The following is a 22,965-nucleotide window of genomic DNA, read 5'->3' on the forward strand; positions in this document are numbered from 1 at the left end:
CTACGCGGCGCCCCCATTGATCAGGCGGAACAGCACCTCTGCGCCGCCCTCGGTCATCTGCTGCTTCGGTGGCGGTGCGCCCGCCCCAGGTCGCCGGATTGGTTCCGGCGCGGTGGGCTTCTTGGAGCCCTTGCCGGTGTTGGCGAGGACGGTGACGTATTCAAGGCGCGCGACGCGGTCGGCGATGAGCGCGAGGAGCTGATCAGCCTGGGACCAGCGGCCCTTCTCCGGCTTACCGCCTTCGCTCTGCTCCGCCAGTTCCTCGGCGGTCAGGGAGTTGCGCAGGGCGGTCATGGTGTGGGACTCGGGCGGCAGGTGCTGGATCAGCACCCGCAGCCGTCGCCACGTCATCCGCCCCCGGTGGACGTCGAGGACGTCCAGGCCGCGTTCGAGGAGGTCGACCTCTACCGCTTCCGCGTGTTCCTGGAGGACGGACGCGGCCCACTGGATTTCCCCAGGGCCTCCCCGCTCGCCTCGCCCACGGCCTGCGCGAAGTGCCCGATGGCGTCCATGTCGGGGTCGAGGTCCTCGTAGGTGCCGTAGTCGTCCTCGTGGAGGACGAGTTCCATGAAGGTGTCCATGTCGCCCGAGTTGAGGGCGCGGAGTGCGGAGGCGCGCCAGCGGGTGGCGAGGCGGGCGCGGACATCCTTGCTGACGCCGTCGTACCCGGCGAGGGACACGGTGACGAACTCGGTGGCGGCCTCGACCTCCTGGGCCTCGGCGGCCTCGATCTGCTTTTGGGTGGCGGGCATGGCGCGGGCCTTTCTCTCAGGGGCGCGGGCTCGGGAAGGAGGTGGGCGGGCCGGGCCCGCGCCGACGGTTGTCGGCCCGCCCACCAGTCAGGGGGTCAGGACGACGGCGCGAGCGGCGTCGCCGGGACCGAGTCCGTGTGGTAGACGGTGTTGCCCGCCTCGTCCGGGTACGCGGTCACGGTGATCTCGTAGCCGGACATCTCGTCCTGCTTGAAGGTGACGTCACTGCGGTCGGAGATCTCGCCCTGGGGGACGTAGAAGCCCTTGGCGGTCGCGCCGTCGAGGACGACGAACCACCAAGCGCGACGGTCCGGCGTCGGACTCGCGGTCTCCGCGAAGCTGGTGATGCCGTCGACGTCGGGCACCAGGTCGCCCTCGGGGATGCGGTACATGATCGACTGCACCGTGGTGCGCGAGGTCTCCCAAAGCGTCAGCCCGAACGTCCGCACGCTCTTGGTGATCTGCGTGCGGAACGGCGAGGTGAGGCCCCAGGGGGTGAACTCCTGGGAGTCCTCGTCGAAGCCGTACACCAGGCCGTCGTCCGAGATGGCGCCGAGCGCCGCCCAGGGGGCGAGCGGCTGGGTGAGCGGCGAGTCCGGCGCCGAGGAGCCGGTGGGGGCTACCCAGCCGCCGCCGTTCGCGCCGATGACGGTGAGGTCCGCCGCGCGGGTGATCTGAACCATGAGGTCTCCAGACATGCGAGAACCCCGCGCGGCGGCGGGGTTGAGGGAAGGCGCGGGCCTACCCGGTCAGGTAGCCGGGTGGCAGTAGATTTCGTAGATCGCCCCGACTCGGCGGAGCGATGTGTTCTCGTAGGGCCGGGCCACCGGCGGAGAGACGGTCGCGACCCGACCGACCACGGCCACCTCGTTGGCCGAGCCGCGCAGCTCGCCGAGGAGCAGGCCGCGGACCGTTCCGGCCAGGGTGATGGCCTCGGCCCGGGTCGCCGCGTACACGTCGACGTCGACGAGGGCACGGTCGAGGCGCAGGCCGTCGTCGCTCCCGCCGACCCGCTGCACCTGCACGGTCGGCAGCTCGGCAAGGAGCCGGTTGTCCAGCTCGTCGCGGACCACCACGTCCGGCAGGCGCACCTGAAGCCAGCCGATCAGCAGCAGCTCGACATCCACCGATCCGACGGGGGCGGCCATCAGCGGCCCCCTGCGCGGGCCGCGCGGAGCAGCACGTGGTGGGCAGGGACCCGCTCGGTGCCATACTCCACCCACCGGGCGTAGTAGCTGCTGTTGCGCACGGTCGCGGTCGCCCTGTCTCGGTTCCGGCCGCCGCGCGCCGTCGACGAGGTCGACCACGACGCCTTGTACTGGCCCGGGCTCGGGTCGCCCGGGCCGCCCACGGGGGAGATCGAGACGGCTACGGCCTCGATGAGCGAGGCGCGCCGCTCCATCTCCGCGCGGACCATCGGGCTGCGCAGCAGCTGGCCGACGCCCTTCCGGGACATCTTGAACCTGGCCTGGGCCATAGCGCGCTCCTCTCAGCCGGTCACGCGGTCGGCGGCGAACTGCACCGGGCCGGGCAACCCGCTGAAGGGGCTTCGGCCCCAGTCGCCGGGCCAGCCGGTCACCTCGCACACCTCGCCGCGGATGATGAACTGGTCCGTCGTCAGCACGTCGCTGCCCGCGGGGGCGTAGACGGTGTAGCCGACGATGACCGTGTCCCTGGCCTGCTGCTCGGCGCCACCCACCTGCGGGGTCTCCGCGCGGGGCGCGACGACACAGCCAGCGATCGGAGTGTCCGTGACCGGGCCCGGGATGGGCTGGCCGCGCGGGTCCCGGCCCGGCGACGGGCCGCGCCGGCGCCGCACCACCGTCTCCCCGTAGGGGTACGGGGCGGGCACTCAGACCCACCCCCACCCGGGCTCGTACACCAAGTCCGGCCCGATATCCGGATCGGCCGGCCACGTCGGAGACGGATCGGCCGAGTCCGGAGTCGGGTCGACGGTGAACGCGCCACCCCGGCCGGCCAGCGACTTGAGCGCGGCCTTGTCGGCCTTCGTCAGGTACAGGCCGCCGCTACCGCTCGGGCGCTGCACCGACATCGGGCCGATCGTCTCGTAGCTGATCTGCTGCGGGTTGACGTAGGCCCGACCCGCCGCCGACAGCACCACGGCCGTGGCCTGCTCCGGCAGAGGGCGGACGACCGTCTCGCACAGTGCGACAGCCTGCGCGATGAGCAGGTCAGCGCGGGCGCCGTCGATCTCAGGCAGCCCGAGATACAACCCGAGCTGCTCGGCGGTCGGAGATACGAACACGGCGCCCTCCCAGATCCTCGATGGCGTCACACCAGGCGGTCAGGTCCCCAGCGGGATCGAGGGCGGCCGAGCGGGCGCTGGCCCGCTTGCTGGCCTTCCGCCACTCGGTTGGCTTGAGGAGCCTCTCTAGGGTGACGAGCCAGGCGTCGAGGTCGTCCCGGTCCGCGAACACCCCGGCCTCGCCCAGCGACTCACAGAGGCCCGGCGTGGGGTGAGCAACGACCGGGATGCCGGACGCCATCGCCTCCACGCCCGTGCGGCCCCAACTCTCGTAGCCGGACGGCATCAGCAGCACCTTGGTACGGCCGTACACCCGCTTGGCCATCTCATCGCCCGGCACATGGTCGATGTACGTGAGGTTCGGGATCGGCTCCGGAGGGTCATCGACCTGCACGCCGTAAGCCCCGCGCACCCCGAGGAACTGGTGGTTCGGCATGCGTGCGGCGATCCTCCAGAACAGGTCGCCGCCCTTGTCCTCATTGCAGTTGATCAGGGTGATGCAATCGCCCGGCTTAGTCCGGTAGTCGTCGGCGAAGACCGGCGGCCGGACCACCAGCGACCGGTCCGGACGGATCGCCTCCGGGTACTCCCCGAAGAACAGCTCCGCCTCCCGCTCCATCCACGTGCTGTTGTAGACGGCGAGCGCCGTCCCGCCCGCCGCCATGTGCCGGAAGCTTGGCCGGTGGGTGTTGTGGACCACGGACACGAACGGTCGACCGAAGCCCCGGGCCAGCGCGCTGGTCGCCGGGACGTTCTCCAGGTGCGACAGCAGGACGTGCGCCTTGCGGGCCGCGTCCGCGAAGTCCAGCCTCGCGGCCAACGGCACCACGGTGACGCCCTCGTACTCGTAGACCTCGCGGTCATCCGTATATCGAGACAGCCAGACGGACACGTCGTGCCCACGCTCGACCAGCGGCCGAAGCATGCTCACGAGCATGTGCTCCGCCCCCGCGTTGTGACGCGGGGGCATCGCATGCACCCTGGCGACAATCCTCAAGGGCTTGGCCGCCCCGCCCGGCGCGGAAGCCGGGGCGGCCCCCATCAGGAGCCCGCCGGCGTCGAGACGTACTTGACGAAGGCGTCCGGGTCGCCGAGGACGAACCCGTAGTACGCCTCGGCCAGCAGCAGCACCAGGTTCTCCTGGAACGCGGAGTGCACGCCGCCGTCCTCGTCGATATACGTCGCCTCACGGGAGATCTTCACCGAGATGTCCATGCCGACGCCATAGGCCGTCTGCGACCAGTCGCCGCCGATCGCCCGCAGCCCGGAGTCGACGCTGGTCGACTGGCGCCGCACCTTGCCCGACACTGCGCGGGAGTAGGCGAGCGGGTTTCCGATGAGGGAGCCAGCCATCGCCATGTCCGCACCCGGAGTGCGGGTCTCCACGAAGATGGGCCGGCCCGTGGTGTCGGTCGCGCCCATCAGCTTCGGCTGAAGGCGGTGGTCGGCGACGGTGCCGGTGTAGTCCCAGTCGTCGTCAACGACCTCCTCCATGCCGTTGACGAAGTCCTTCCAGATCCCGCCCGTCGCCTGCGAAGAGGCGCCAAGCGTGACGCTCTTGGACGTGTCGGCGAGGAAGTCGGCGAAGGGGCCGGTGGCGCCCTTCATCGTCTTACCGTGGATCGCCGCGCGGTCGAAGGCCCGGGAGAACGCGGTCGGCAGGTCGTTCTGGAGCTGCGACCACAGCCCCGCCGCGTTGGACTGCACGACCTCCATGGCGACCGGGATGAGCACGGCGATCTTCTTGCCGGTCATCTGCTTGATCTCCATGCCGCCGGTGCCCAGCGGCTTCCGGCCGGCCTGGTCGACCCAGTCCGCGGTCGGCACGTCCAGCGGCACCGGGACCGCCGTGTTCGCGCTCATGGACAGCGGGACCTGCCGCGACAGCGCCATCACGGCGGACTGCTCGACGGACTTGTCGAAGATCGGCCCGGTGAGCGTGGGCGGAAGGAACGTCGGGTCGACGTCCGAGAGCTTGATGGGGTTCGTGGCCATGAGGGCCTACCTTTCTCAGCGGCCGCGCTCAAGCGAGCGGGCCATGAAGCCGGCGAACTCGGCCGCCGGATCGGATGGGGTTCGGTTGCCGTTGCCCGAGGAGCCCTGCGTGCGGTCCGGCGCCGGACGGCGCGGACCGTCTTCGGGACGGGCCCAGTGCGGCTTGCGCTCCAGCAGCGCCGCCAGGTCGGCCTGGATGCGGCTGGTGTCGATGGCACCGGACTCGTCGACATAGGCCGTCAGGTCCAGCGCGCCGGCCGCGTCCTCCGGATCCGCGAAGGTCTTCGCGGCGAGCGCCTCGACCTTCGCGGCGACCGCGCTGCGAGTGGCCGCCGCGGCGCGCTCCCGTTCGGCGGTGAGCTGCTCGGTGAGCCGCTCCGCCTCCGACTTCTGCGCGTCCTCCAGCTCCTTCGCCTTCGCGGCGAGCGGCTCCAGCTCCCGCACCTTCGTGCGGTGGCCCGCGGCCTCTCGGCGGAGCTTCTCGATCTCCCGGCGTGCCGCCTCCGGGTCGGACCAGGGGCCCGTCCTGCCGTCCGCCTCCGGGGCGCTCTCCGGCTCCTGCGGCTGCTGCTCGACCTGCTCGGTCTGGGTCTCTTCGGGCATAGCTGTGTCGCCCTCCTGGGGCTGAGAAAGGCCGCCGCCAGGACGGCCGTGAGGGTGGGTCAGTGAGCGGCGGGCAGGTGCCCGTGCTCGGCCAGCGCCCGGCGGAAGCGGGCCAGCTGGTCTCCGGAGTAAGGCGCCGCGTACTCCTGGTACAAGCGCTCCCACTCCTTGGCCTTGTCGGACAGCTCGAAGCGCTGCCCCTTGAAGACCGGGACCACGCCGCAGTGGCAGCCGTCGTGGGCCCGGAAGTCTGCTGTGTCCTGCTTGTAGACGGCGCCTCGGACCGCGAGCATCTTGCAGAAGTGGCAGGAGTCGAGGGCCGCTGCCCGCGCCCAGGCCGTCGCCTGCCGGTCCTGTCGCACCGCCTCCCGGACGGTGTTGCGCCCGGCGTCCGTGACGAGCTTCTGCGCGACAGCCTCAGCCTTCTTCTCTGCCTGTGTCAGCCGCGTCTCGATCGGTTGCTGTTGAGCCTCGGTCGCCTGCTCAGGCTCTCGGCCCCAGAGGTCTTTCGTTGCCCAGCGGAGGCTGGCCTCGGACTGGTCGGCCGGCGGCGGGTCCTGCACTGGAACCGTGAAGGGGCCCGGCGCGGCAGCCGCCGCCCGCTGGGCGTCGTAGAACTCGGCGCCGAGCGCGGCAGAGGTGCGCGCGTACTGGTCGATGACGGCCTGCACCGCGCCGATCCAGTCCGGCACCGACGTGCGCAGCCGTGACGGCAAGATCAGCCGCCGCAGCCCTCGCACATCCCGCACCAGCAAACGCGTCAGCCCGCGCTGCGCCGCTCGGTAGCGGTCCGAGTCCCGGCCGCCATCAGAGACCGTCGATGCCATCGGGCACCTCCGCCTCCTCCGACGCGCCCGCAGGGGCCTCGCCGAGGGCGGCCAGGCGGTCCATCAGGCCCTGCCCTGTCGCCGCGACACCGGACCGGCGGCGCTCCGCCTGGACCCGCTGCCGCTGCTCCTCGGTGAGCCCCGCCATCTCCAGCACCACGTCGCCGTCAGCCGGGAGAATCCCTGCACCGACCAGCTTGACCGCGGCGTCGGTCGCGGCCGCCACCGTCGGCGTGGCCGGGTTCCGCCACACCGTGTCGATGCGGCGGGCCTTGTCCGGCGGCGCCCCGTCCCGCACCCACAGGGCGAGGCGCATCGCATCCCGGTGCGTCGCCCCGAAGCGCCTGATCCTGCGCTCAGACTTCTTCACCAGCATCGCTTCGCTGCTGCGGATCGCGTCGGCGGAGGCAGGGTTGTCGCTGGTGTAGCCCAGCATGTGCGGCGGCAGCCCGAGCTGAGTCGCCATGATCCGCGCGTACAGGTCGATGATTCGCGTCATGCCAGTCGGGTCGTGTGCGGCGAACTGGCCGACGGTAGGGACGGCGCCGTCCTCGTCGCGCTCCATCGCCAACACCCTGCCGATGTACGTCTCCCAGGCGCTCTTGGCGTTGCCCTCGGCGTCCTGGAAGGCACCCTCGGACGCGCCGAGGATGTACCGCTGCGGGGCGCCGAAGAACTCCGCAGCTACCTCCATGCCCATCAGGCGCCGGCAGGCGGCGTCCGTGATCGACATGACCTCAGGCGTGATCTCCGACTTGCCGATCCGGTCGGCGGTGCGCTGGCGGTTGGCCATTCGCAGGACCGGCACCATGCCCAGCCGGTGCACGTCTCGGTCGTAGACCTCCCAGCCACCCTGTACTTCGACCGCGTGGATCGTCTGGTCCGGCAGGTACAGCGTCGCGATCCGCTCACCGTCCTCCACCGACTCCCGCAGGGCCGCCGTCGCAATCCGCAGCCGCGCGTCCCAGAACAAGGTCATGTCGAGCGGCGACTCGTAGGTGATCAGAGGCGGCATGCCGCCGTCGCCCGACCCGACCGTCACGTACTCCCGGCCGTAGGTCAGCGCGTCCAGGTGGGCCAGGCTCGCCTCGTCGTAAAGGTCGTTCGCCTCCGCGATCTCCGCCAGGTCGGCAGAGTCCGAGCCGTCCGCCCAGCGGAACGCCTCCAGATCGAGACGCTGCTCCAGCGCCTCCACGCCGATCCTCGGCCAGCCGATCACCGTATGCAGGCCCTTCAGCTGCGGAGGGATCGAGATACCCAAGTCGCGGACGAGCTGCCCGCCGTTGAAGTACGCGTCGAGCAACTCCAGCTTGAACCGCTGGCTGAGCAGGTCCGAGCGCAGCGCCGCCATCAGGTTCGTCTCGTCGTCCGACAGCGACAGCAGCGGCAGATCAGGGATCGTGGTCGTCATCGCAGCACCACCACCCTCCCCTTGCCTCGCACCCGCGAGCGCTTCGCCCACGACGGGCTGTTCAAAGCCATCCGGCGCAGCATCCGTGCGCCGATCGCGCACACCGCGAGGTCGATCTTCCGGGCGGACTCGCGGTGCTCCTTACCGATCGTGTAGCCCCACCGGTTCGTCCGGCGGCGCGCGTTGCCGATGTGGCGCCGCAACTCGCGGCTCCCGTCGTGCGACAGCTGACGCTCCAGCACGTCCCGGTAGAAACGATCCACACCCTCCGTGAAAACCTGCTGATTGCGCGGGTCACGCATGTCCCACAGGACCGCATGCGCCCGGGGGCCGGACGTCACAGCCTTCAGCTTCAGCCGCTTGCCGTACCGCTGCGCCCACGAGTCGATGTAGCCGTCCCAGTACCGCTCGCCGTCCGTGTCATCCTGGCCGGCGCCCGGGTCGGCGAAGAACGCGAGGGGCTTGTACCGCGCGAAGGTCTGCTCGACCACGCCGTCCACCTCCTCGCGAGGGACCCGCCACGGCCGGTTCTCCGGCCAGCCCGCGGGCCGCTGCCACACGCCGAGCTTTACGACGTGCCCGTCCGACAGGCGGCAGCCCACCAGGGCGGTCGCGTCGTCGCTCTTGGAGCCGTCGAAGAACAGAGCCAGCTCGTCACCGCCCTCCAGGACGACGCCCTCGCTCCGGCAGGCGTCCCACTCGTAGGGCGCAAGGTAGGCATCCTCCGCCGCCACGACCTGGTTGAACCAGAACCGGCGGCTACGGCTCGGCGGGTTCCGCACGTCGAGGATCGACGCCTTCAGCCTGTCGATGTCCAGCCACACCGAGTCACCCCGCACCGCCCGCAGCGTCGGCTCGATCCACTCCTCCGTCAGCAGCGCCTCAGCGGGCGCCTCCAACGAGTCGTAGAACAGGCCCACGTCGGCCGCCCGGCCGGCCTCCGCCGACTCGAACGCCTCCCGCGTGCGCTCCGCAACCGAGTCCTCGCCGGGCTCGTAGGCGTTCGTGTTCGCCAGCGTGCGGGACTGCCCGTCCGCCGACTTGGTGGCGTTGCGCTCGATGACCGCAGCCATCTCGTGCCCCTGGTTCGACTCCAGCCAGTGGTGGGTCTCACCGAGGTTCACGGCCGTCGGCCGGCCGCCCTCCAGCGCGCGGGGCGACGAGGTGACAGCCTCGATGCGGGCCCGACCCTTGTCGGCGTAGATGATCTCCTTGCCGAGGTCGATCCGGTACTCCTCGATCGCCCGCTTCGACAGGATGCTCGGGAACAGCGTCATCGTGTTCCGCGTCTGGTCCTGCGACACCGCCGCGATCTGCACCCACGCCGCCGGATGCTGCACACCCAGCGGCTGCCCGGCCGGAACACCCCAGGGGTTGCCCTCGTCCGCGACCTCACCGAAACGGCACGGCCCGACGAACTCGAAGGCGCTCCAGGTCGCGATCAGCGGGTCCTTGCCCCAGCCCTTCAACCGCTGGATCACGCCGTCGCGCCACAGGAACCGGTTCGTCGCCGGGTCCAGTGCGTACCACCACAGCGTCAGGCGGGCCTGCTCCGGCGTGTACTGCCACGGCTTGCCCACGTAGTGCTGAAGGTAGGTCGCCGTCCAGGCGAGTGCGTGCCAGCCGAGCGTGTACTCGGGGAGGACGAACCGGCCGTCTGCGCCGCGGCGCCACGTCGGGCCGATGATCGAGGGCTGGACGACCTCGGGAATCTCAGCCCGAGGCGAGGTCACGGTACGCGTCCAGCGGCTTCACCGGCGCCAGGGTCGGCCCGGTCTTCTTCCGCTCCAGCTCGATCCGGGCCCGGCGCCGGTCGCCCTCCGTCGTCAGCAGGCTCGCCATCACCGAGTTGAGCGCCGCCACGTACTGGCCGTTCGGCGGCTTGTCCGCGGCCAGGCCGCGCGACATCAGCTCCGCCGCGTACCGGGCCATGGCCCAGTCCGACGGCTGATAGAACGCTGCCTGACCAGACTCCTGGAGGGAGAGGTACCAGTCGGTGGCGATGGGGTGCCACCGCGGATCAGGGGCGGGAAGGTCCGGCACATCGGCTGGCGGCCCCGAGGGGGCCTTCGCGAGGTCCGGGCCGTCGACCTTGTTCCGGCGGCGCCGTTCCTCACTACGCTTAGGAATTGGACCGTGAGCAATCATGGCGGCCTCCAGAGTCAGGCCCGCAACCAGGGCAGGACGAATAGCGCCACCCAAAGATAGGAGCAGTATGAGGAGATTCCTGTATGAGTTTTCTAGGAAGCTGTGGCCCATTTGATAGCAAAGGAGAGGTGTGCCTAGAGTTTCTGCATGCCGCGAACGCCGATTCAATCCAAGTTGACCGCAGCGCTTGAAGGCGCACGCACCAGCGAGCCGTATCCAGTATGGGTCACGTGGTCGACTCTCTGCCGGAAGGTGTATGGGCACGCATCGGACCGGAACGAACTGAACCTGAGGCGCATCGCCGCGAACGCTAACCTGCAAACGCTGAAGTACGACAATGGAAGATGCGCTGGCGCACGCTTCTATCTTTCACCTGAGGAAGACTGGCTGCTCGGGTGGACACTAGAGGTCACCAACCGAGCAAATTATTCAGCCGACTACCACGCCTACGTCGCCCCCACCGCAGACGAGGTACTACTTGCCTTGCGTACCGGACTCGCGCAGCGAAGAATTCCGCTCCGCGTCAATGTCGCGCGTGCAGTGAAAATCGTGAATGAATTCACCGGCGCAGATTTCGACTTGAGTGAAACGGCTTGGTCCGTCGTCAAGTATCAGGCGTCATGGGAGGAGGAGCGGACGGAGGTTGCACAGCGTCTAGCCAGCTCGATGAAGACGCTCCACGCCAGTAGGTCGCAACGGGAAAGGGAGCGACGGATGATCCGAGTCGGGCCGTTCGAGATCGATCCAGAGTCCCAGGCGAGTTGCCCCTGCTGCCTCCAGGGCATGCCTTACGGCCTCCCGGCCCAGGTGCGATCCGAGGCGCCTGCGGCGAGGCCTCCGATCGGCACCTAGGGAACCCGTACAGACAGTCAGGTGCTATACGGCCCCGATCCGGGAGACGGTGGGGGGCGGGGGTATCCCCCCTGGGGCCTTCGCGGAGGTTGATCGAACCGAGATCGTGGTTCGATCATGAAGATTTCAGCTCGCGGTGATCTTGGGGTGAAGTGATCAACTTCGCTCCATGATCTTCGCTGCGCGATCTTCGGAGCTTGATCAACAGCGAACGATCAAGAGACATGATCAGCGCGACACGATGACCTCGCCCTGACCCATGCCTGCCTGCCGCCTGCGTGGCCCTGAGCGCCTCGCTGCCTGCCTGTCGGCTCGCCTACCGCCGACGCCTGCCGACGTTGGCCCGCGAGCCCGTGTACACGCCGGTGTTGCGCTTGTGGAGGCGCTGGCAGTACCCCTTGGCTCGCGGTCCGAGGTACTTGGACAGCTGCCTGTTGCACCTGGTCCAGTCGCCCGGCGTGCCCCACCTGATCTTGGCTGCGCCCGCGCCGCTGCTCCAGTACCTGCGCAGCTGCTCGGCTCCGCCTCGCTTGGCTCGTCCCTTGCTGGCCACAGTGATCACTCCTTCTGCGGCGCGGGCTCGTGGTCCTGGTGGTCGTCTACCCGCATGACGCTGGCGACTTGCGTGATGGGTACCGCGAGGACGATGCCGGTGGCGTCGGAGAGGCGGGCCCACTGTTCGGTGAGGGAGAGGACCAGGTCGTCGGCCTCGATGAGGATGTCACCGCGTCTGCTCTCTGCGTGGGTGATGAGGTAAGCAGGCACGGGCGCTCCCTTCGCGGGGCCCGGCTCTCAACGGAGGCCGGGGTGCTGTTCGGGGGGCCGGAGCCTTGAGGGGCGGCCGGCTGCTTTCGCGGCGGCGGCTCCTTCGCGGGCGGACTTTTGATCGTGGCAGGGTCCGCACACGCCTTGCAGTCCGGCGTCGCTGTGGTCGTCGGCCTTGGCCACGATGTGGTCGCAGTGGGTGGACGGCCGCACGCCGCACAGGACGCACACGGGGTCGCGGGCGAGGATTCGGGCTCGGATCTTCGCCCAGCCGGAGGGGAGTCGCGCGCGGCGGTCGGAGCCCTTCCATCCACCTGCCACAGCCCACCTCCGGCTGGACGCACGGAAGCCCGGCGCGCGGCCGGGCTTCCTGGTCTTCGGGTGCTACTTCAGCTTCCACTGCCCGGTCTGGTCGGCCATCCCCGAGTTGAGGGCGACCTGCACCTGCGTGACGGTGACGCCCTTGGGCACGTCGAACGTGACCCAGCCGAGGGCCTTCGCTCCGGGCGCGAGCCGCACGTCGGAGGACAGGGCAGGCCCGGCGGTGATCTCTCCGAACGTCGTCTGGAACATCTGCCCGTCGGCGTCGGCGACCTGCATGCCGTTGGTGGGGCTGTCCTGGTACGCCTTCTCGCCCTTGTTGACGAGCTGCACCTGGACGCCGAGCCAGCGGTTCCCGTCGTCGGGGACGATGAACTCGTCCTTGCTCTTCGCCGGGTCGACGACCTTGACGACGGTGACTTCGATCTTCTCGTCATCGAAGCCCGTGAGGGTGATGGCGTCGCCGACCTTGGCGACGGGGTCCTTCTCTTCGGCCTGCTCGGCTCCCTTGCCGGGCTTCTCGTCGCCGGCAGCCGCGGGCTTGTCGGGGGTCGCAGTGACCTCCGCTTCGCAGGCGGCGAGGCTGAGCACGGTGGCGAAGGCGGCTGCTGCAGTGGCGAGTTGGCGTCTCATGGGTCCCCCTGAATGCGGATGCGTCCGCTCAGTGTGGGGCTGCACGGTATGCCGCGAGTGCCAGATGCTCCGCCTGTGGCGATTCTGTGACCATTCCGTGTTCGCAGTGTCGAGGTCAGGCGCGGCGGCTCCACCACCACACGCCGAGCGTGTGGCCGCGCATCGCTTCGACGGTGCCGCCGAGCTGAGCGAGCACCTGATTCATGTCGTCCGCGCTCCACTGGTGGAGGTGGGCTTCGTGCGGGTTGCCGTCGACTTCGCCCTGCACGGACTCAACGATCGGGAGGGACACGAGGATGTGCCAGGCTCCTGCGGCTTCGATCCGCTGGAGGAGCGCGACGGCGTCCTCGCGCGGCATGTGTTCCAGGACATCGCCAGCGATGACGAGGTCGCGGTGGTAGAGGTGGTCGGCGGCGGTGCGCGCATCTTCGACGTGCACCTCGTCGTACATGGCCCGCGACCGCGTCGACTTGAGCTTGAAGCGCCGCACGTAGGGCTTGTGGATCTCGATGCCGGTCCACCACGCGCCGCGATGGGCGGGGCGGAATAGGCGGGCGTAGGTGCCGTCGCCGGGGCCGATGTCGGTCACGGTGTCCGGCAGGTGCCGCTCGTGCCGAGCGAGGGACCAGCCCTTGCCCTCGGCGTCGCTGGTGGGCACGGGGCCTCCTCAGTAGACCCTGAGCAGGCCAGGGCAGCGGTAGACGGGCGTCTCGGCGCCGGCGGTCCAGGACAGCCACACGTGATGGTCGCCGGGCTCCAGGACGGCGGTGCCGCCCTCGGGGCCGATGAGGATGCGGGCCCACCGATCGGACCACTCGCCGAGCAGCCAGTCCTCCTCGGTCGGGGAGGTGGCGGTCGGCAGGAAGGCGAAGCGGGGCGGCGCTGCCGGGGTGATGACGCTGCCGGCGGCCCTGGTGGTGGCGGTGACGCGCACGTACTCGGTGGACAGTGCGGACAGGTTCATCTCCATGGCCTGGTCACCGTCCATCCTGCGCGGGGTGTGCCGACGTGCACGTCGACGTCGCCGGTGTCGTCGCCGGCGGTCTCGACGAGGAGGTCTGAGACAACGGACAGGGTGGCGCCGTCCAGGTGCGCTTGGGTCTCACTGACCCCGAGTCCACTGTCGGCGACGAGTTCGGCGTCGATGACGGCGCTGCGGGTGCCCGCGGCGGTGAGCGTGCTGTCGCCGGTGAGGGTGGCGGTCCCGTTGTGCACGGCGCCGTCGTTCGCCGTGTTGACGTTGTCCCACTCGGCGAAGTCGGTGGTCCCTGCGTCGCGGTAGCAGTACAGGTCGAGGGCGACGGTGTCGATGGCCTCGGTGATCCACGTGGGGGTGGCGAGGGTCCGCCGGTTCGTCCAGGTCGAGCCGTTTGGCGACGTGTCCCAGTAGATGGTGCCGCCGTCCTCGCGGAGCCGGAGCCAGAGGTGGTCGGTCGGCGAGTAGGTCAACTCGATGGCGGCGCCGTCGTAGTAGGCGACGTTGGCCTGGAGCCTGAGCTTCGAGGTGACGGCGTTGTACTTGAAGCCGATCGACGTGCCCGCAGTGGCCGAGGTGACGAGGAAGTTCGCGCTGACGTCCGTGCCGGTGCTCGGCGCGGGGACGGTGACGAGCTTGAGATAGATGCTCGCCCCGGCGAGGGTCCAGGAGCGGCCGGTCTGATACCCGGCGTACACCCCGGCCGCGCACGGGACGCGGGCCCGGCCGCCGGTCTCCGTGGCACCGCCGTAGCTGTTGCCCCAGTTGGGGCCGATGACGTTGTCGTTGAAGTTGTCGACGAGCGTGGTGAGCAGCGGCACGCCGTCCTCCTACGCCAGGGAGAAGCTGAGCGCCCCGGCCACGATCCGCAGCTCATCCCCGGCGAGGAGGGTGCGACTGGTGCCGAGCGGCCCGTACCAGAGCCGCACCGGGGTCCCGGCGGAGTCCCAGACTTCGACGCCGACGACGGTGGCGGCGGGCATCCCGGTCCAGACGAGGTCGGCGCTGTTCGAGGTGGCGCCGTTGACTGCGGCGGCGACGGTCAGATTCTTCCGCGCGTAACTGCCGCCGGCGACCTCGGTTCCAGCGGCGGCGTCGGTGCCGTTGGCGGTAACGAGGGCGACGCGCAGCGGCAGGGTGGGCGCGGTCGTCGCCGTGCCCATCAGCCAGTCCAGCGCCCGGTTCTCGCCGGTGTTCGTCAGATTGTCCGCCACCGCGGCCTCCGTTCGTCGGGCGCCGCGTGGCGCGGGTGATCCCGCCGCCCGACGGGGGGAAGTGCGGGCGGCGGGAGGTCTACGGCTGCAGCTCGGGGGCCTCGAACGGCCGCTGCTGCAGGGTGCACTGCCAGCCGCTCTCGGTCTCCTCGGCGGCGGTGATGACGCCGTTGAAGCGCTCGCCGGTCTCAGCCTCGAAGAGCACGCGGCGGCCGATCATCTCGGCACCGGGCGGCTCGCCGGTCCAGGGGATGTGGGTGAAGTACCGTGCCGCAGCCTGCATGTTCGACAGCAGCTTGGTGACGCGCTCGTTCAGTGCGGACACCGCTGCGGCCTGGTCGCGCACGTCGAACGGAACGGCGGCCAAGGCGCTGCCGAGGCAGGGGGCGTCCTTGTTGTGCTCGTCCTCATACTTCTGGAGGGCGAGAACGAGGCCCCACGCCCAGCGGGGAAGGTCAGGGGTGGCCACGGCGCGACCTCCTGTCGTCAGGCGGCGCGGGCGCCGTCGGGGAGTGCGGGCGGTTCGGCGGGCTGGAGTAGCTCGCCGGTGTACTCGTCGCGCTCCGCCTTGGGGATGGACGAGAGGAGGTATCGGGCGCCCTTGCCGGTGCCGGTGCGGGCGATGCGCCCTTCGGACGCCCAGCGCCAGATGGTGCCGACGGGGCGGCCGGCCCAGTGGGCGGCGTCGCTGGCGGTCACGTACACGCCGAGAGGCATGGACACCTCCCTGGGAACGGCGAAGGGCCGCCCGGTCGGGGCGGCCCTTGAGCGCACTACGTCTATGAGAGCAGATCATGACTTCGGTGTGGCGTGGTGTCAAGTCGCCTTCGGTGCAGGTCTCCAGGCGCCACACTGACCTGGTGACCCGTTACGCCGTCCTCGCCGAGTCCCCGGAGGAGTGCGCCGCTGGCCTGGCCCGCCTGTGCGCGGCGCTCGGCCTGGAGCCGACCACGGCGCCGGTGCGGCTGACGGACGGCCGGTGGATCGCCCGCGCGGTCACCCCGGCGCCGGACGTGCACGGGACGCTCGCCGCCGCTGCGGCCGCCCGGTAGCGCGAGCGGGCCCGCCGCGACGGGGGGTGCGCGGCGGGCCCGGGTTCAGTGTGTCAGTCAGCAGGTGCAGTTGTCGGCCTTCTGGAGGCATTCCCAGCAGCGGGGGCAGTCGCATCCGCAGGCGCAGTCTGCGTGCTCGTCGCTGGTGCCGTAGCAGTAGCAGCCGGACTCGCCGCAGGCGTTCGGGTGGTCGCTCATGCGCTCATCATCCCTTCTTCTTGGCGCCCGGGACGGGCTTCTCGGTCGGCTTGAACCAGCCGCCCCTGCTCGCCTGATAGGTGGTCTCGAACTTGCCGTCCGTCTTGGGGTCGGGCTTCAGCTCGGACAGTGGCATCGACTTGCGGAAGAGGCCCATGATGGGTGCTCCGTCTCTACTCGGGATGGGCCCGGGGCGGCCGTCCGCCTGGCAGCTGTGCGGCCGCTCCGGGGGTTACGCCACACGGTGGTGGCGGTGGGTCTCGGCCGGGTCGTGGATGATCGTCATCCCCTCTCGGGTGACCACTCTCGGCGCGTTGTTGCTGTCGTTGTTGCTGGCCTGACCTGCAACAACGACGGGTTCAGGGGCCCCCTCTCCGCTCGGGGAGAGGGGCGGGAAGTCGCCGGCCTTGATGCCGGTGGAGGGGACGCCCCCCATCCGCACCTGACCGCCGGCCGGGATTCCGGCGGCCTTGAGGGCGGCCCGGACGCGCTCGGCGGGGAGCCCCAGGTGGGTCGCGAGAGCGGCCGTGTGGACGTTCGGATCGGCCACCTCGTGAAGGGCGGCGGCCAGCTCCTCGCGGGTGGGCAGCGGGGCCTGGGCGGGGCCCTCTTCGCCGGCCTCTTCTGCGCCCTCGACGGGGGTCTCGTCGGCCCCCTTCTCTCCGCTCTCAACAGCCGCCGGGCGACCGGACCGCCAAGCGGCAGCGAGCCCGGCCCCGGCGAGGGCCCACATGAGCGCCGGGGAGGCCCGGACGACGCGGGCGAGGAGGTAGACGCCGAGGGCGATCAGGGCGGCCCGCGCGATGGTGCCGAGGTGCGCGGCCAGGCCGGTGAGGTCCTCGCGGTGTCCGCGGCGGGCCCAGGCGACGGCACGGCGGGCGAGGGCGGGTCCGAGGCGGCCGGTGCCGCGGGCGAGGCGGTCGGCGGCGGGGCGGAGGCGGTTCACAGGATGCCCGCCCCTTCGATCGCGGCCCGCAGGTAGCCGCCGCCGTCGTTGAGGGCGGCGGGCAGCCAGGACAGCAGCGAGGCGACCCCGGCGGTGAGGCAGAGGGTGGCGCCGACGAACGCGCCGCCGGCGAGACGCTTCTTCTCGGCCTTCCCCGCGGCCTTCCAGGCCAGGATGACGCCGACAGTGAGCAGGACGACGAGGATGGCGCCTTCGGGGGTGAGGTCGCCGAGAGTGCCGCGGGCGAGCGGGGCGGTGCTGTTGGAGCCGGTGAGGCCCACGGTGGCCTTGTCTCCGCCTTGGTTGGCGGCGGTGGCGGCGCATCCGGCGAGCCAGCCGAGGATGCCGCCGGCACACACGGTGGAGACGGCGCCGAGGAGGAAGCCCTGCCCGAACGGCAGGAGCTGCTTGACCTCGCGCGATCCCTTCCACCAGGGGCGGAAGTTGGCCCAGAAGATCGCCAGGGAGAGGGCGAGTCCGGCGAGGGTGATTCCGGTGGTCATCAGCGCTGCACTCCGGTGAGAAGGGTGACGAGGTCGTAGGGGTCGAGGACGCCGAGGCTGCCGACCAGGGCGACGGTGAAGGCGAAGCGGCCCACCCAGCGGCCGCGCCGGTTGATGACCCAGGCGATGGCGAGGGCGACGGCGGCGATGAGGTAGGCGGCCAACAGGCCGGCCTCGGTGCGCGCGTCGTGGAGGGTGGCGGCCCAGGCGCCGACGGGGCTGGTGCCGTTCAGCCACGGCGTGAGGGCGGCGAGGACGGCGGAGATCAGCCGCCAGTCGGTGAAGCGGTCCCACACCCAGTCCATGACGCGGGCCCAGCGGGACGGCGGCTCGGGCTCTTCGGTGGGCAGCAGGTCGACGGTGACGCGAACCTCGATGGGCCCCGGGTCGGGCGCGGGCGGCCGGGGCGCGGGGGGTGCTGGCGGCTCGGGCGGGGGCGGCGTGCTGGCCTTCTGCGGCCACCAGGGCGGGGCCTCGTCGGGCTCGGGCGGCCGGGGCGGCAGTGGCGCGCCGGCGGGGATGACCCGGGTGGGCGTGATGGGCCGCGGGGCTGTGTCGGTCACGTGTGGCTCCAGATGGCGGCGATGTAGACGGCGGTGGCGCCGAGGAGGGCGACGGTGCACGCGGCGGGCATGAGGTGGGTGCCGGGCTCCCCCGGAGCCAGGGCGAGGAGCGCCCCGGCGGCCAGGAGAGCGAGCACGGGCCAGAACAGAAGGGCGAGGATCACGCCGACCGCCGGAGGGTCCGCAGGTACCTGGAGACGGTGTCCGCCTTGGCGTTGGCGTCCGCGACGGTCCGGACGTAGCGGAGGACGGCGTCCGGATCGTCGATGCCGGAGTCCAGGGCGGTCCGGACCGCGTCCCGCATGGTCATGGGCCCGGCGGGTGCGGCGGCGGCCGGTACGGGGGCGGGGTCCGGACTGGTGGACACGGCGTCCGGATCGGCGTCCGGACTGGTCCGGATCCGGGATCCGCCATCCGGATCGGGGTCCGGATCACCGGCGACGAGCGCGGCACGCTTGGCGGCGGCGACAGCTCCGCGGTTCCGTTGGAGCTGTCGCTCGACGGCGACCATGGCCAGCTCGGCGCCGGCCCGGGCACGCTGCTGGTCGACCCACTGCTGCGTGAGCGCGTCGAGGGGCTTGGCGTACTGGGCGAGGGTCAGGGACCAGAGGCCCTTGGCGATGCCGGAGACGAGCGCGGCGATGATGCCGATGGCCTTCTGGTCGTCGAGGAAGCCGTGGGTGGCGATGGCGGCCATGGCGACGACGAGCGCAACCCGGCCCCACTTCTTCGGGCCGGCGGCGCGGGCGGCGTCGTAGCGGGACAGCCACTCCAGGGCGAGGCAGACGAGCCACGCGGCGTCGAAGACCAGGGCGGCGGCGTAGGCGGCAGCCGGGTGGGGCGCGACGCGGTCGAGGAGGCTGCCGATGCTGACGGTCGACCAGGCAATGCAGGCGACGGTGACGATGAGGACGGCGCCGGTGACGGCGTTGAGGACGAGGTGGTCCCAGTCGCGGGGCGGCTCGGGCACCTCAATCTGCTGCTTGTCGAGGACCATCGCGGTCTCGCCGTTGATGGTGTGGGGCACCAGGCGGGTCCGCTCGATGGTGCGGGTGCGGGTCTTCATCGGGCCTTCCAGGCGAGGGCGGCGAGGGTGCCGCAGGCGATGGCGGGGATGGGCTGGCGGGTGACGACCGCGAGCGCGGCGAGGGCGGTGAAGCCCCAGCGGGCGAGTGGGCCGCGGAGCACGGTCACCGCCGGGCGCGGGCGGCGACGGCTTCGGCATGCCGGGTGGCGGTGCGGGCGTGGCCGGCGAGCCGGGCGGCGGCCGCGGTGTCGCCGGCGGCCTGGGCGGCGGCGGCCTTCCGGTAGAGGTCGGCGACGGCTTGGTAGGCGCGGGCGGCGTCGAGTGCGGCGGGGCTGATGGTGGTGCTGGTCATTGGGCCCTCCAGGGGCGTAGCAGGTGCGTGGGAGCGCCCCGGGCCGGATTCGGTCCGGCAGCGTCGCGCCGGGTCCGGGGCTGGCGGGTCAGCGGGCGCGGGAGGCGATGACCTCGCCGCCGGGCTCCTGGGCGAGGGCCGCGGCCTCCAGGCCGTCGAGCAGGTCGTCGGGGGCGTCGTCGGCGGGCCCGAGGCCGTCGCCCGTGTAGGTGACGGTCTGGCCGTCGGCGGTGCGGATGTCGACCTCGGCCTCGTAGCGGCGGATGCGCATCGGGTTCTCCTGATGGGAGCAGGGCCGCCTGGCGGCGACCTGCGGGCGGGTTGGTCAGGCGGTCGGCTTGGGCAGGGCACGGCAGTGTCCGGCGTGGGTCTGAGCCCACTCCCGGGCGGCCCACTCGGCGCCCGCGCGGCCGTTGTCGTACCTGCCGACATAGGTGGTCCAGTAGTGGTCCATGTGCCTGCCGCAGCCAGTGCAGTAGGCGGTGGAGAGACTCGGCTCAGCGTCGGGGCCAGGGTTGTTGTGGGTGATGTCGACGGTGGCGCCGCCGACGGTGAGGTAGCGGCCGATGACGCCTTCGGGCCAAGGGGTCTGTGTGGTCATGAAGCCCTCCAGGGGCAGTGAGGGGCCGGGCCCGCCCAGGGGGTGGAAACGGGCCCGGCCGGTCTGGGTGGGCTCAGAGGCCCTGCCGGGCGCGCCGTGCGGCGTCGGCCCGGGCGAGGGCGGCGCGCCCTTCGGCGGCGACCCGGTAGTCCTCGGCGCACTGCTCGTGCGTGGTGCGGCCGGTGGTGATGGGGTTCTCGCGCGGCGTCAGGTCGGCCGGCTGGGTCTGGTCACTCATCGCCGGGCCCCCTCGATGGCGGCCTGGTCGCGGTCGGCGTCCATGAGGATGCGGACCACGTCGAGCGCGACCCCGTGGAGTACCTGGTCGGCGCGCACGTCGAGCTGCGCGGCAACCTTGCGGAGGAGCAGTGCGTACTCGGGCGCGGTGATCTCCCGCTCGATGACGGGCATCGCGGTGAGCAGCGCCTCGTGCTGCGGGTACTCGCCGTCGGTCAGCTTCCTGGCGAGGACCATGCGGCGCGCTTCGGTGTACCGCTGCATCGGGTGCTCGTGGCTGAGCAGGTCGGCGGCGGTGATGACGAGGTGGCGGATCTCGCGGGTGCCGATCGGACGGGAGGTCCGGGCCTGCCGTAAGGCTTCGCCCTGCTGGGTGAGGTGGGTACGCTTCATGGCGTGGACCTGCCTTTTCGTAGTGGTTGAGGTGGGTCCGGCCCCGGCCATATGGAGGTGCGAACTCCGGCCGGGGCCACTTGCGTTGGTGGCGCGGGCTCTCACCCGATGCCGTATGGTGACCATACATCAGTTGTGCGGTCACCGTACAGCTTTGAGCGAGCCCGCCAAATCAGAGAGGTGCGGGCGTGGCAGACCAGGAGGTGCAGCAGGTGCACGAAGCGCTTGACGCCGTAGAAGGCATTGCTGACCCAGAGGCGCGGTCGCGCGCACAGGTGCAGATCACGGCAGCCACGCGGGAGCGGGCCGCCCGGTGGGCCAAAGAGCGTGGCGAACTGGCCCGACAACTCAACAGCGAGGGTGTGAGCGTCCGCGGAATCGCCGCCCGCCTCGGCGTAAAGCCCTCCACCGTGCAGGACCTCCTGCGCGGCTACAAAGGCTCAGGGAGGGATCGGCCGCGGGCGGGAGGGGGCGATCCTGAGTAGCCGCCCCGCAACACGAACCGCCCCGCCCCTGCATCAGGGGGCGGGGCGGTTGTCCGTGCGGTAGCAGCCAGCCAACAGCGCGGATGTTGCGGGGACCCTACCGCGCGCCGCCGACACCGACAGGCCTAGACTCGAACGTATGTCCGATCTGCCCGTCGATCTGCCGCGCCTGCACGTGCTGCGGACGTGGCACGCCATGTGGCTGGCGCGGATCGACGAGGCCATCGCGGCGGCCGAGCAGCGGGAGGCCGAGGTGAAGCGCGGCGCCGAGGTGCGCCCGCCGCCGCCCGCCTACGTGGTGCAGCTGGGCATCGGCACGGGCCCGCCCGTCGCCGTCCACGCCGGGGACTGCCCGGTCGCGGGGTCCCGCGTCCGGCCGCTCGACGCCGATCAGGCCCGTCGGGCCCTCGTCGACGTGGAGGCGTGCTCGATGTGCCGGCCGGACACCGACCTCGGCGTGCTGTAGGTCACCTGCGGGGCCTGCGGCGCGGGTAATCCGGGTCGTCCTCGGCGACGGGCAGGTCGCCGTTCCCCTCGTTCCAGGGGTTGACCCAGCCGCACACGGTGCAGGAGTAGCGGCCGTTCACGCCGAAGATTTCGGTGCCGCACTGGCGGCATTCGGTGCGGGTGATTTCGGGGGTCCTACTCATCCGGCGAGGCTACCGGCGCGGCAGGCGGTGGCGCGACGGATGACCAGCCGCACGTCTGGCTGCACACCCACCCCGAACCTTGCTGTAGCGCTTGCGCTCCGCAGTTCCCACAGGTCATGGCCACCCCTCCTCTTGGTCCGGCGGTGTGCCGGGGTGGCCATGGCGCGCCGGGTCGGGCTGGGGCGGTAGGGGGCGCGCGGATGCCGGGGTGGCGCCCGCGCGCGACCCTGGGGGTATGAGCGCTCCGATCGTGCTGCATGCCCCTCGGGGGTCGGGTGGCCGGCGGATGACGATCCGCGGCGAGATCATCGGCGTCGCGTACTCGGACGCGGACGTCGTCGAGTTCCTCAGGCAGTCAGGCCTGCCTGACGGTGAGCGGCTGCTCGACGACCCCGGGTGGGTGGAGTGGCGCGGCGGCCCGGCCCACGACTACGCGGCGGGGTGAGGGGGCTCTCGGTCTGCGGACTGCTCCAGAAAGTTGGTGAGCGCCCTCACCAGCGAATGGCAGTTACGCACGTACTGGACTGCGGCGTTCCTGTTGGGTTCGATCAAAGACCGGGCGACTCGGCCGTGCAGGTGCTCTAGATACCTGACGAGGCGCACTGCTGTCGGAGAAATGCCCACGCGCTCAAGGCGCTTCATCGCGTTCGAGACGTCCATGACGTCGCTCTCCGAGGCTGCGTGGTCCTCACGAGTTGCAAGCCAAGTCGCTTTAACTGCATTCTCCACGAGATGCCATCCGCGGCTCACGACGAGAGCCCTTTCAACGGGCGTGGCGGTGTCCTGCGCAGCCCTAAGGAGCTTCGCAAGTTGACCCTTCGCGTATGCCAGGTCGCGGACTGCCTCTCGCCGCCTTTGGTCGCTCGCAGGATCCGGTTCCTCTGTCGCCTCGACGATCTCTTCGCGCGGCGGAGCAGACTGTGCCTCCTCGGTGACGTCATCGGTGACCTCTAAGCCTGCATCTTCGGCATCTAGCTCGGCGGCGACCTCCTGGGTCACCTGTGCCTCGTGGGCGAACTCCAAGCTCCCCGCCGGGGTGTCGACGCGGCTGAGCCGGGCTACGGCGCCAGCGAGGTGGCGGCGCAGGCACCAGATGAGCACGAGGGCGACGAACGGCCAGGCGAGAGCCCGGACGTACTTGAGGACGAGTTCGGCAGTCTCCATGCGCCCATCCAAGCGCCCGACCCTTATCGCC

At 71.0% G+C, this 22,965-nt stretch carries 43 protein-coding genes; 5 read left to right on the forward strand and 38 right to left on the reverse strand.

Going from position 1 to position 22,965, the window contains the following annotated elements:
- The 14 genes from ACFWMZ_RS18710 to ACFWMZ_RS18775 all read right to left on the reverse strand — a co-directional run bounded on the left by ACFWMZ_RS18710 (position 1) and on the right by ACFWMZ_RS18775 (position 9,897).
- Positions 1-351, reverse strand: a complete 351-nt coding sequence (locus ACFWMZ_RS18710; protein ID WP_383202744.1) for a hypothetical protein — start codon at positions 349-351, stop codon at positions 1-3.
- A gap of 53 nt (positions 352-404) precedes the next feature.
- A complete protein-coding gene (locus tag ACFWMZ_RS18715) occupies positions 405-752 on the reverse strand; it encodes a hypothetical protein (protein ID WP_383202747.1) in 348 nt (115 codons plus the stop codon).
- Positions 753-847: 95 nt separating this feature from the next.
- Positions 848-1,435, reverse strand: a complete 588-nt coding sequence (locus ACFWMZ_RS18720; RefSeq protein ID WP_383202749.1) for a phage tail protein — start codon at positions 1,433-1,435, stop codon at positions 848-850.
- 66 nt (positions 1,436-1,501) lie between these two features.
- Positions 1,502-1,900, reverse strand: a complete 399-nt coding sequence (locus ACFWMZ_RS18725; RefSeq protein WP_383202752.1) for a hypothetical protein — start codon at positions 1,898-1,900, stop codon at positions 1,502-1,504.
- Positions 1,900-2,229 carry an HK97 gp10 family phage protein gene (locus tag ACFWMZ_RS18730; RefSeq protein WP_383202755.1) on the reverse strand — a complete coding sequence of 110 codons (330 nt, stop codon included), beginning with the start codon at positions 2,227-2,229 and terminating at the stop codon, positions 1,900-1,902. The genes ACFWMZ_RS18725 and ACFWMZ_RS18730 overlap by 1 nt, the downstream gene beginning before the upstream one ends.
- 12 nt (positions 2,230-2,241) lie before the next feature.
- Entirely contained in the window at positions 2,242-2,604 is a 363-nt protein-coding gene (locus tag ACFWMZ_RS18735) for a hypothetical protein (protein ID WP_383202758.1), read from the reverse strand.
- A complete protein-coding gene (locus tag ACFWMZ_RS18740; protein ID WP_383202761.1) occupies positions 2,605-3,018 on the reverse strand; it encodes a hypothetical protein in 414 nt (137 codons plus the stop codon). It abuts the gene before it with no gap.
- A complete protein-coding gene (locus tag ACFWMZ_RS18745; RefSeq protein ID WP_383202764.1) occupies positions 2,966-3,955 on the reverse strand; it encodes a glycosyltransferase family 4 protein in 990 nt (329 codons plus the stop codon). The genes ACFWMZ_RS18740 and ACFWMZ_RS18745 overlap by 53 nt, the downstream gene beginning before the upstream one ends.
- A gap of 104 nt (positions 3,956-4,059) precedes the next feature.
- Complete coding sequence (locus ACFWMZ_RS18750) at positions 4,060-5,013, reverse strand: phage major capsid protein (RefSeq protein WP_383202767.1); 954 nt, start codon at positions 5,011-5,013, stop codon at positions 4,060-4,062.
- 15 nt (positions 5,014-5,028) lie between these two features.
- A complete protein-coding gene (locus ACFWMZ_RS18755; protein WP_383202770.1) occupies positions 5,029-5,616 on the reverse strand; it encodes a hypothetical protein in 588 nt (195 codons plus the stop codon).
- Between the two features lie 59 nt (positions 5,617-5,675).
- A complete protein-coding gene (locus ACFWMZ_RS18760; RefSeq protein WP_383202773.1) occupies positions 5,676-6,443 on the reverse strand; it encodes a hypothetical protein in 768 nt (255 codons plus the stop codon).
- Entirely contained in the window at positions 6,424-7,854 is a 1,431-nt protein-coding gene (locus tag ACFWMZ_RS18765; RefSeq protein ID WP_383202776.1) for a phage portal protein, read from the reverse strand. Before ACFWMZ_RS18765 ends, ACFWMZ_RS18760 begins: the two co-directional genes overlap by 20 nt.
- Positions 7,851-9,587, reverse strand: a complete 1,737-nt coding sequence (locus ACFWMZ_RS18770) for a terminase (RefSeq protein WP_383202779.1) — start codon at positions 9,585-9,587, stop codon at positions 7,851-7,853. The genes ACFWMZ_RS18765 and ACFWMZ_RS18770 overlap by 4 nt, the downstream gene beginning before the upstream one ends.
- Positions 9,568-9,897 (reverse strand): hypothetical protein, encoded by a 330-nt coding sequence (locus tag ACFWMZ_RS18775; RefSeq protein WP_383202782.1) that lies wholly within the window; start codon positions 9,895-9,897, stop codon positions 9,568-9,570. The genes ACFWMZ_RS18770 and ACFWMZ_RS18775 overlap by 20 nt, the downstream gene beginning before the upstream one ends.
- Before the next feature lie 252 nt (positions 9,898-10,149).
- On the opposite strand from ACFWMZ_RS18775, the gene ACFWMZ_RS18780 reads away from it, so the two are divergent.
- Complete coding sequence (locus tag ACFWMZ_RS18780; RefSeq protein WP_383202784.1) at positions 10,150-10,854, forward strand: hypothetical protein; 705 nt, start codon at positions 10,150-10,152, stop codon at positions 10,852-10,854.
- A 316-nt stretch (positions 10,855-11,170) separates the two neighbouring features.
- On the opposite strand, the gene ACFWMZ_RS18785 is transcribed toward ACFWMZ_RS18780, so the two are convergent.
- The 9 genes from ACFWMZ_RS18785 to ACFWMZ_RS18825 all read right to left on the reverse strand — a co-directional run bounded on the left by ACFWMZ_RS18785 (position 11,171) and on the right by ACFWMZ_RS18825 (position 15,480).
- Positions 11,171-11,407, reverse strand: coding sequence for a hypothetical protein (locus ACFWMZ_RS18785; protein WP_383202787.1), 237 nt, complete (start codon positions 11,405-11,407; stop codon positions 11,171-11,173).
- A 5-nt stretch (positions 11,408-11,412) separates the two neighbouring features.
- On the reverse strand, positions 11,413-11,619 hold the full coding sequence (locus tag ACFWMZ_RS18790; protein WP_383202790.1) for a hypothetical protein: 207 nt from the start codon (positions 11,617-11,619) through the stop codon (positions 11,413-11,415).
- 384 nt (positions 11,620-12,003) lie between these two features.
- The gene (locus ACFWMZ_RS18795; protein ID WP_383202792.1) at positions 12,004-12,573 is read right to left on the reverse strand and encodes a DUF4352 domain-containing protein; all 570 of its coding nucleotides are present in this window, start codon (positions 12,571-12,573) and stop codon (positions 12,004-12,006) included.
- A 115-nt stretch (positions 12,574-12,688) separates the two neighbouring features.
- Positions 12,689-13,231: a methyltransferase domain-containing protein gene (locus tag ACFWMZ_RS18800; protein WP_383202795.1), complete on the reverse strand. Its 543-nt coding sequence runs from the start codon at positions 13,229-13,231 to the stop codon at positions 12,689-12,691.
- A 9-nt stretch (positions 13,232-13,240) separates the two neighbouring features.
- On the reverse strand, positions 13,241-13,561 hold the full coding sequence (locus tag ACFWMZ_RS18805; RefSeq protein WP_383202798.1) for a hypothetical protein: 321 nt from the start codon (positions 13,559-13,561) through the stop codon (positions 13,241-13,243).
- Positions 13,534-14,370 (reverse strand): hypothetical protein, encoded by an 837-nt coding sequence (locus ACFWMZ_RS18810; RefSeq protein ID WP_383202801.1) that lies wholly within the window; start codon positions 14,368-14,370, stop codon positions 13,534-13,536. Before ACFWMZ_RS18810 ends, ACFWMZ_RS18805 begins: the two co-directional genes overlap by 28 nt.
- Positions 14,371-14,379: 9 nt before the next feature.
- Positions 14,380-14,763 carry a hypothetical protein gene (locus ACFWMZ_RS18815; protein ID WP_383202804.1) on the reverse strand — a complete coding sequence of 128 codons (384 nt, stop codon included), beginning with the start codon at positions 14,761-14,763 and terminating at the stop codon, positions 14,380-14,382.
- A gap of 79 nt (positions 14,764-14,842) precedes the next feature.
- Positions 14,843-15,232 (reverse strand): hypothetical protein, encoded by a 390-nt coding sequence (locus tag ACFWMZ_RS18820; protein ID WP_383202807.1) that lies wholly within the window; start codon positions 15,230-15,232, stop codon positions 14,843-14,845.
- 17 nt (positions 15,233-15,249) lie between these two features.
- Complete coding sequence (locus ACFWMZ_RS18825; RefSeq protein ID WP_383202810.1) at positions 15,250-15,480, reverse strand: DNA-binding protein; 231 nt, start codon at positions 15,478-15,480, stop codon at positions 15,250-15,252.
- 143 nt (positions 15,481-15,623) lie between these two features.
- On the opposite strand from ACFWMZ_RS18825, the gene ACFWMZ_RS18830 reads away from it, so the two are divergent.
- On the forward strand, positions 15,624-15,815 hold the full coding sequence (locus tag ACFWMZ_RS18830; protein ID WP_383202813.1) for a hypothetical protein: 192 nt from the start codon (positions 15,624-15,626) through the stop codon (positions 15,813-15,815).
- 57 nt (positions 15,816-15,872) lie between these two features.
- Here the strand turns inward: ACFWMZ_RS18830 and ACFWMZ_RS18835 are convergent, their stop codons facing one another.
- From ACFWMZ_RS18835 to ACFWMZ_RS18895, 13 genes are all read right to left on the reverse strand, one after another.
- Positions 15,873-16,013, reverse strand: coding sequence for a hypothetical protein (locus tag ACFWMZ_RS18835; protein ID WP_383202816.1), 141 nt, complete (start codon positions 16,011-16,013; stop codon positions 15,873-15,875).
- A 7-nt stretch (positions 16,014-16,020) separates the two neighbouring features.
- Entirely contained in the window at positions 16,021-16,170 is a 150-nt protein-coding gene (locus ACFWMZ_RS18840; RefSeq protein WP_365068744.1) for a hypothetical protein, read from the reverse strand.
- Positions 16,171-16,245: 75 nt separating this feature from the next.
- Positions 16,246-16,959, reverse strand: coding sequence for a hypothetical protein (locus tag ACFWMZ_RS18845; protein WP_383202819.1), 714 nt, complete (start codon positions 16,957-16,959; stop codon positions 16,246-16,248).
- Complete coding sequence (locus ACFWMZ_RS18850) at positions 16,956-17,462, reverse strand: hypothetical protein (RefSeq protein ID WP_383202822.1); 507 nt, start codon at positions 17,460-17,462, stop codon at positions 16,956-16,958. The genes ACFWMZ_RS18845 and ACFWMZ_RS18850 overlap by 4 nt, the downstream gene beginning before the upstream one ends.
- Complete coding sequence (locus ACFWMZ_RS18855; RefSeq protein WP_383202824.1) at positions 17,462-18,025, reverse strand: hypothetical protein; 564 nt, start codon at positions 18,023-18,025, stop codon at positions 17,462-17,464. The genes ACFWMZ_RS18850 and ACFWMZ_RS18855 overlap by 1 nt, the downstream gene beginning before the upstream one ends.
- Positions 18,022-18,189 (reverse strand): hypothetical protein, encoded by a 168-nt coding sequence (locus tag ACFWMZ_RS18860; protein ID WP_383202827.1) that lies wholly within the window; start codon positions 18,187-18,189, stop codon positions 18,022-18,024. Before ACFWMZ_RS18860 ends, ACFWMZ_RS18855 begins: the two co-directional genes overlap by 4 nt.
- Positions 18,186-19,091: a protein transporter Sec31 gene (locus tag ACFWMZ_RS18865; RefSeq protein ID WP_383202830.1), complete on the reverse strand. Its 906-nt coding sequence runs from the start codon at positions 19,089-19,091 to the stop codon at positions 18,186-18,188. The genes ACFWMZ_RS18860 and ACFWMZ_RS18865 overlap by 4 nt, the downstream gene beginning before the upstream one ends.
- Positions 19,088-19,213, reverse strand: a complete 126-nt coding sequence (locus ACFWMZ_RS18870) for a hypothetical protein (RefSeq protein WP_383202832.1) — start codon at positions 19,211-19,213, stop codon at positions 19,088-19,090. Before ACFWMZ_RS18870 ends, ACFWMZ_RS18865 begins: the two co-directional genes overlap by 4 nt.
- Positions 19,214-19,215: 2 nt before the next feature.
- Positions 19,216-19,404 carry a hypothetical protein gene (locus tag ACFWMZ_RS18875; protein ID WP_383202835.1) on the reverse strand — a complete coding sequence of 63 codons (189 nt, stop codon included), beginning with the start codon at positions 19,402-19,404 and terminating at the stop codon, positions 19,216-19,218.
- A gap of 88 nt (positions 19,405-19,492) precedes the next feature.
- Positions 19,493-19,675 (reverse strand): hypothetical protein, encoded by a 183-nt coding sequence (locus ACFWMZ_RS18880; RefSeq protein WP_383202838.1) that lies wholly within the window; start codon positions 19,673-19,675, stop codon positions 19,493-19,495.
- A gap of 54 nt (positions 19,676-19,729) precedes the next feature.
- Positions 19,730-20,005 carry a hypothetical protein gene (locus tag ACFWMZ_RS18885; protein ID WP_383202841.1) on the reverse strand — a complete coding sequence of 92 codons (276 nt, stop codon included), beginning with the start codon at positions 20,003-20,005 and terminating at the stop codon, positions 19,730-19,732.
- A gap of 73 nt (positions 20,006-20,078) precedes the next feature.
- Positions 20,079-20,243 carry a hypothetical protein gene (locus tag ACFWMZ_RS18890; RefSeq protein ID WP_383202844.1) on the reverse strand — a complete coding sequence of 55 codons (165 nt, stop codon included), beginning with the start codon at positions 20,241-20,243 and terminating at the stop codon, positions 20,079-20,081.
- The gene (locus ACFWMZ_RS18895) at positions 20,240-20,635 is read right to left on the reverse strand and encodes a hypothetical protein (RefSeq protein ID WP_383202847.1); all 396 of its coding nucleotides are present in this window, start codon (positions 20,633-20,635) and stop codon (positions 20,240-20,242) included. Before ACFWMZ_RS18895 ends, ACFWMZ_RS18890 begins: the two co-directional genes overlap by 4 nt.
- 188 nt (positions 20,636-20,823) lie before the next feature.
- Between ACFWMZ_RS18895 and ACFWMZ_RS18900 the strand changes: the two genes are divergently transcribed.
- Positions 20,824-21,120 carry a helix-turn-helix domain-containing protein gene (locus ACFWMZ_RS18900; protein WP_383202849.1) on the forward strand — a complete coding sequence of 99 codons (297 nt, stop codon included), beginning with the start codon at positions 20,824-20,826 and terminating at the stop codon, positions 21,118-21,120.
- A 139-nt stretch (positions 21,121-21,259) separates the two neighbouring features.
- A complete protein-coding gene (locus ACFWMZ_RS18905; protein WP_383202852.1) occupies positions 21,260-21,586 on the forward strand; it encodes a DUF6233 domain-containing protein in 327 nt (108 codons plus the stop codon).
- Position 21,587: 1 nt separating this feature from the next.
- Here ACFWMZ_RS18905 and ACFWMZ_RS18910 read toward each other — a convergent pair whose 3' ends face one another.
- Positions 21,588-21,770 carry a hypothetical protein gene (locus ACFWMZ_RS18910; RefSeq protein ID WP_383202855.1) on the reverse strand — a complete coding sequence of 61 codons (183 nt, stop codon included), beginning with the start codon at positions 21,768-21,770 and terminating at the stop codon, positions 21,588-21,590.
- A 235-nt stretch (positions 21,771-22,005) separates the two neighbouring features.
- Here ACFWMZ_RS18910 and ACFWMZ_RS18915 point away from each other — a divergent pair, with 235 nt between their 5' ends.
- Positions 22,006-22,215 (forward strand): hypothetical protein, encoded by a 210-nt coding sequence (locus ACFWMZ_RS18915; protein ID WP_383202858.1) that lies wholly within the window; start codon positions 22,006-22,008, stop codon positions 22,213-22,215.
- Here ACFWMZ_RS18915 and ACFWMZ_RS18920 read toward each other — a convergent pair.
- Positions 22,200-22,934 carry a hypothetical protein gene (locus ACFWMZ_RS18920; protein ID WP_383202861.1) on the reverse strand — a complete coding sequence of 245 codons (735 nt, stop codon included), beginning with the start codon at positions 22,932-22,934 and terminating at the stop codon, positions 22,200-22,202. The two genes, ACFWMZ_RS18915 and ACFWMZ_RS18920, sit on opposite strands and share 16 nt — an antisense overlap.
- Positions 22,935-22,965 lie beyond the last annotated feature (31 nt).

Source organism: Streptomyces sp. NPDC058373 (genome assembly GCF_042723275.1).
Lineage (GTDB): Bacteria > Actinomycetota > Actinomycetes > Streptomycetales > Streptomycetaceae > Streptomyces.

What these genes read in the sequence shown, in the direction of transcription:
- ACFWMZ_RS18875 (WP_383202835.1), bottom strand. Translation starts at nt 19,404, where the DNA reads ATGACCAGCACCACCATCAGCCCCGCCGCACTCGACGCCGCCCGCGCC.
- ACFWMZ_RS18780 (WP_383202784.1), top strand. Translation starts at nt 10,150, where the DNA reads ATGCCGCGAACGCCGATTCAATCCAAGTTGACCGCAGCGCTTGAAGGC.
- ACFWMZ_RS18915 (WP_383202858.1), top strand. Translation starts at nt 22,006, where the DNA reads ATGAGCGCTCCGATCGTGCTGCATGCCCCTCGGGGGTCGGGTGGCCGG.
- ACFWMZ_RS18920 (WP_383202861.1), bottom strand. Translation starts at nt 22,934, where the DNA reads ATGGAGACTGCCGAACTCGTCCTCAAGTACGTCCGGGCTCTCGCCTGG.
- ACFWMZ_RS18905 (WP_383202852.1), top strand. Translation starts at nt 21,260, where the DNA reads ATGTCCGATCTGCCCGTCGATCTGCCGCGCCTGCACGTGCTGCGGACG.
- ACFWMZ_RS18715 (WP_383202747.1), bottom strand. Translation starts at nt 752, where the DNA reads ATGCCCGCCACCCAAAAGCAGATCGAGGCCGCCGAGGCCCAGGAGGTC.
- ACFWMZ_RS18745 (WP_383202764.1), bottom strand. Translation starts at nt 3,955, where the DNA reads ATGCTCGTGAGCATGCTTCGGCCGCTGGTCGAGCGTGGGCACGACGTG.
- ACFWMZ_RS18750 (WP_383202767.1), bottom strand. Translation starts at nt 5,013, where the DNA reads ATGGCCACGAACCCCATCAAGCTCTCGGACGTCGACCCGACGTTCCTT.
- ACFWMZ_RS18910 (WP_383202855.1), bottom strand. Translation starts at nt 21,770, where the DNA reads ATGAGTAGGACCCCCGAAATCACCCGCACCGAATGCCGCCAGTGCGGC.
- ACFWMZ_RS18890 (WP_383202844.1), bottom strand. Translation starts at nt 20,243, where the DNA reads ATGAGTGACCAGACCCAGCCGGCCGACCTGACGCCGCGCGAGAACCCC.
- ACFWMZ_RS18805 (WP_383202798.1), bottom strand. Translation starts at nt 13,561, where the DNA reads ATGGACGGTGACCAGGCCATGGAGATGAACCTGTCCGCACTGTCCACC.
- ACFWMZ_RS18880 (WP_383202838.1), bottom strand. Translation starts at nt 19,675, where the DNA reads ATGCGCATCCGCCGCTACGAGGCCGAGGTCGACATCCGCACCGCCGAC.
- ACFWMZ_RS18840 (WP_365068744.1), bottom strand. Translation starts at nt 16,170, where the DNA reads ATGGGCCTCTTCCGCAAGTCGATGCCACTGTCCGAGCTGAAGCCCGAC.
- ACFWMZ_RS18835 (WP_383202816.1), bottom strand. Translation starts at nt 16,013, where the DNA reads ATGAGCGACCACCCGAACGCCTGCGGCGAGTCCGGCTGCTACTGCTAC.
- ACFWMZ_RS18895 (WP_383202847.1), bottom strand. Translation starts at nt 20,635, where the DNA reads ATGAAGCGTACCCACCTCACCCAGCAGGGCGAAGCCTTACGGCAGGCC.
- ACFWMZ_RS18730 (WP_383202755.1), bottom strand. Translation starts at nt 2,229, where the DNA reads ATGGCCCAGGCCAGGTTCAAGATGTCCCGGAAGGGCGTCGGCCAGCTG.
- ACFWMZ_RS18885 (WP_383202841.1), bottom strand. Translation starts at nt 20,005, where the DNA reads ATGACCACACAGACCCCTTGGCCCGAAGGCGTCATCGGCCGCTACCTC.
- ACFWMZ_RS18850 (WP_383202822.1), bottom strand. Translation starts at nt 17,462, where the DNA reads ATGACCACCGGAATCACCCTCGCCGGACTCGCCCTCTCCCTGGCGATC.
- ACFWMZ_RS18795 (WP_383202792.1), bottom strand. Translation starts at nt 12,573, where the DNA reads ATGAGACGCCAACTCGCCACTGCAGCAGCCGCCTTCGCCACCGTGCTC.
- ACFWMZ_RS18725 (WP_383202752.1), bottom strand. Translation starts at nt 1,900, where the DNA reads ATGGCCGCCCCCGTCGGATCGGTGGATGTCGAGCTGCTGCTGATCGGC.
- ACFWMZ_RS18755 (WP_383202770.1), bottom strand. Translation starts at nt 5,616, where the DNA reads ATGCCCGAAGAGACCCAGACCGAGCAGGTCGAGCAGCAGCCGCAGGAG.
- ACFWMZ_RS18710 (WP_383202744.1), bottom strand. Translation starts at nt 351, where the DNA reads ATGACGTGGCGACGGCTGCGGGTGCTGATCCAGCACCTGCCGCCCGAG.
- ACFWMZ_RS18825 (WP_383202810.1), bottom strand. Translation starts at nt 15,480, where the DNA reads ATGCCTCTCGGCGTGTACGTGACCGCCAGCGACGCCGCCCACTGGGCC.
- ACFWMZ_RS18720 (WP_383202749.1), bottom strand. Translation starts at nt 1,435, where the DNA reads ATGGTTCAGATCACCCGCGCGGCGGACCTCACCGTCATCGGCGCGAAC.
- ACFWMZ_RS18760 (WP_383202773.1), bottom strand. Translation starts at nt 6,443, where the DNA reads ATGGCATCGACGGTCTCTGATGGCGGCCGGGACTCGGACCGCTACCGA.
- ACFWMZ_RS18765 (WP_383202776.1), bottom strand. Translation starts at nt 7,854, where the DNA reads ATGACGACCACGATCCCTGATCTGCCGCTGCTGTCGCTGTCGGACGAC.
- ACFWMZ_RS18865 (WP_383202830.1), bottom strand. Translation starts at nt 19,091, where the DNA reads ATGAAGACCCGCACCCGCACCATCGAGCGGACCCGCCTGGTGCCCCAC.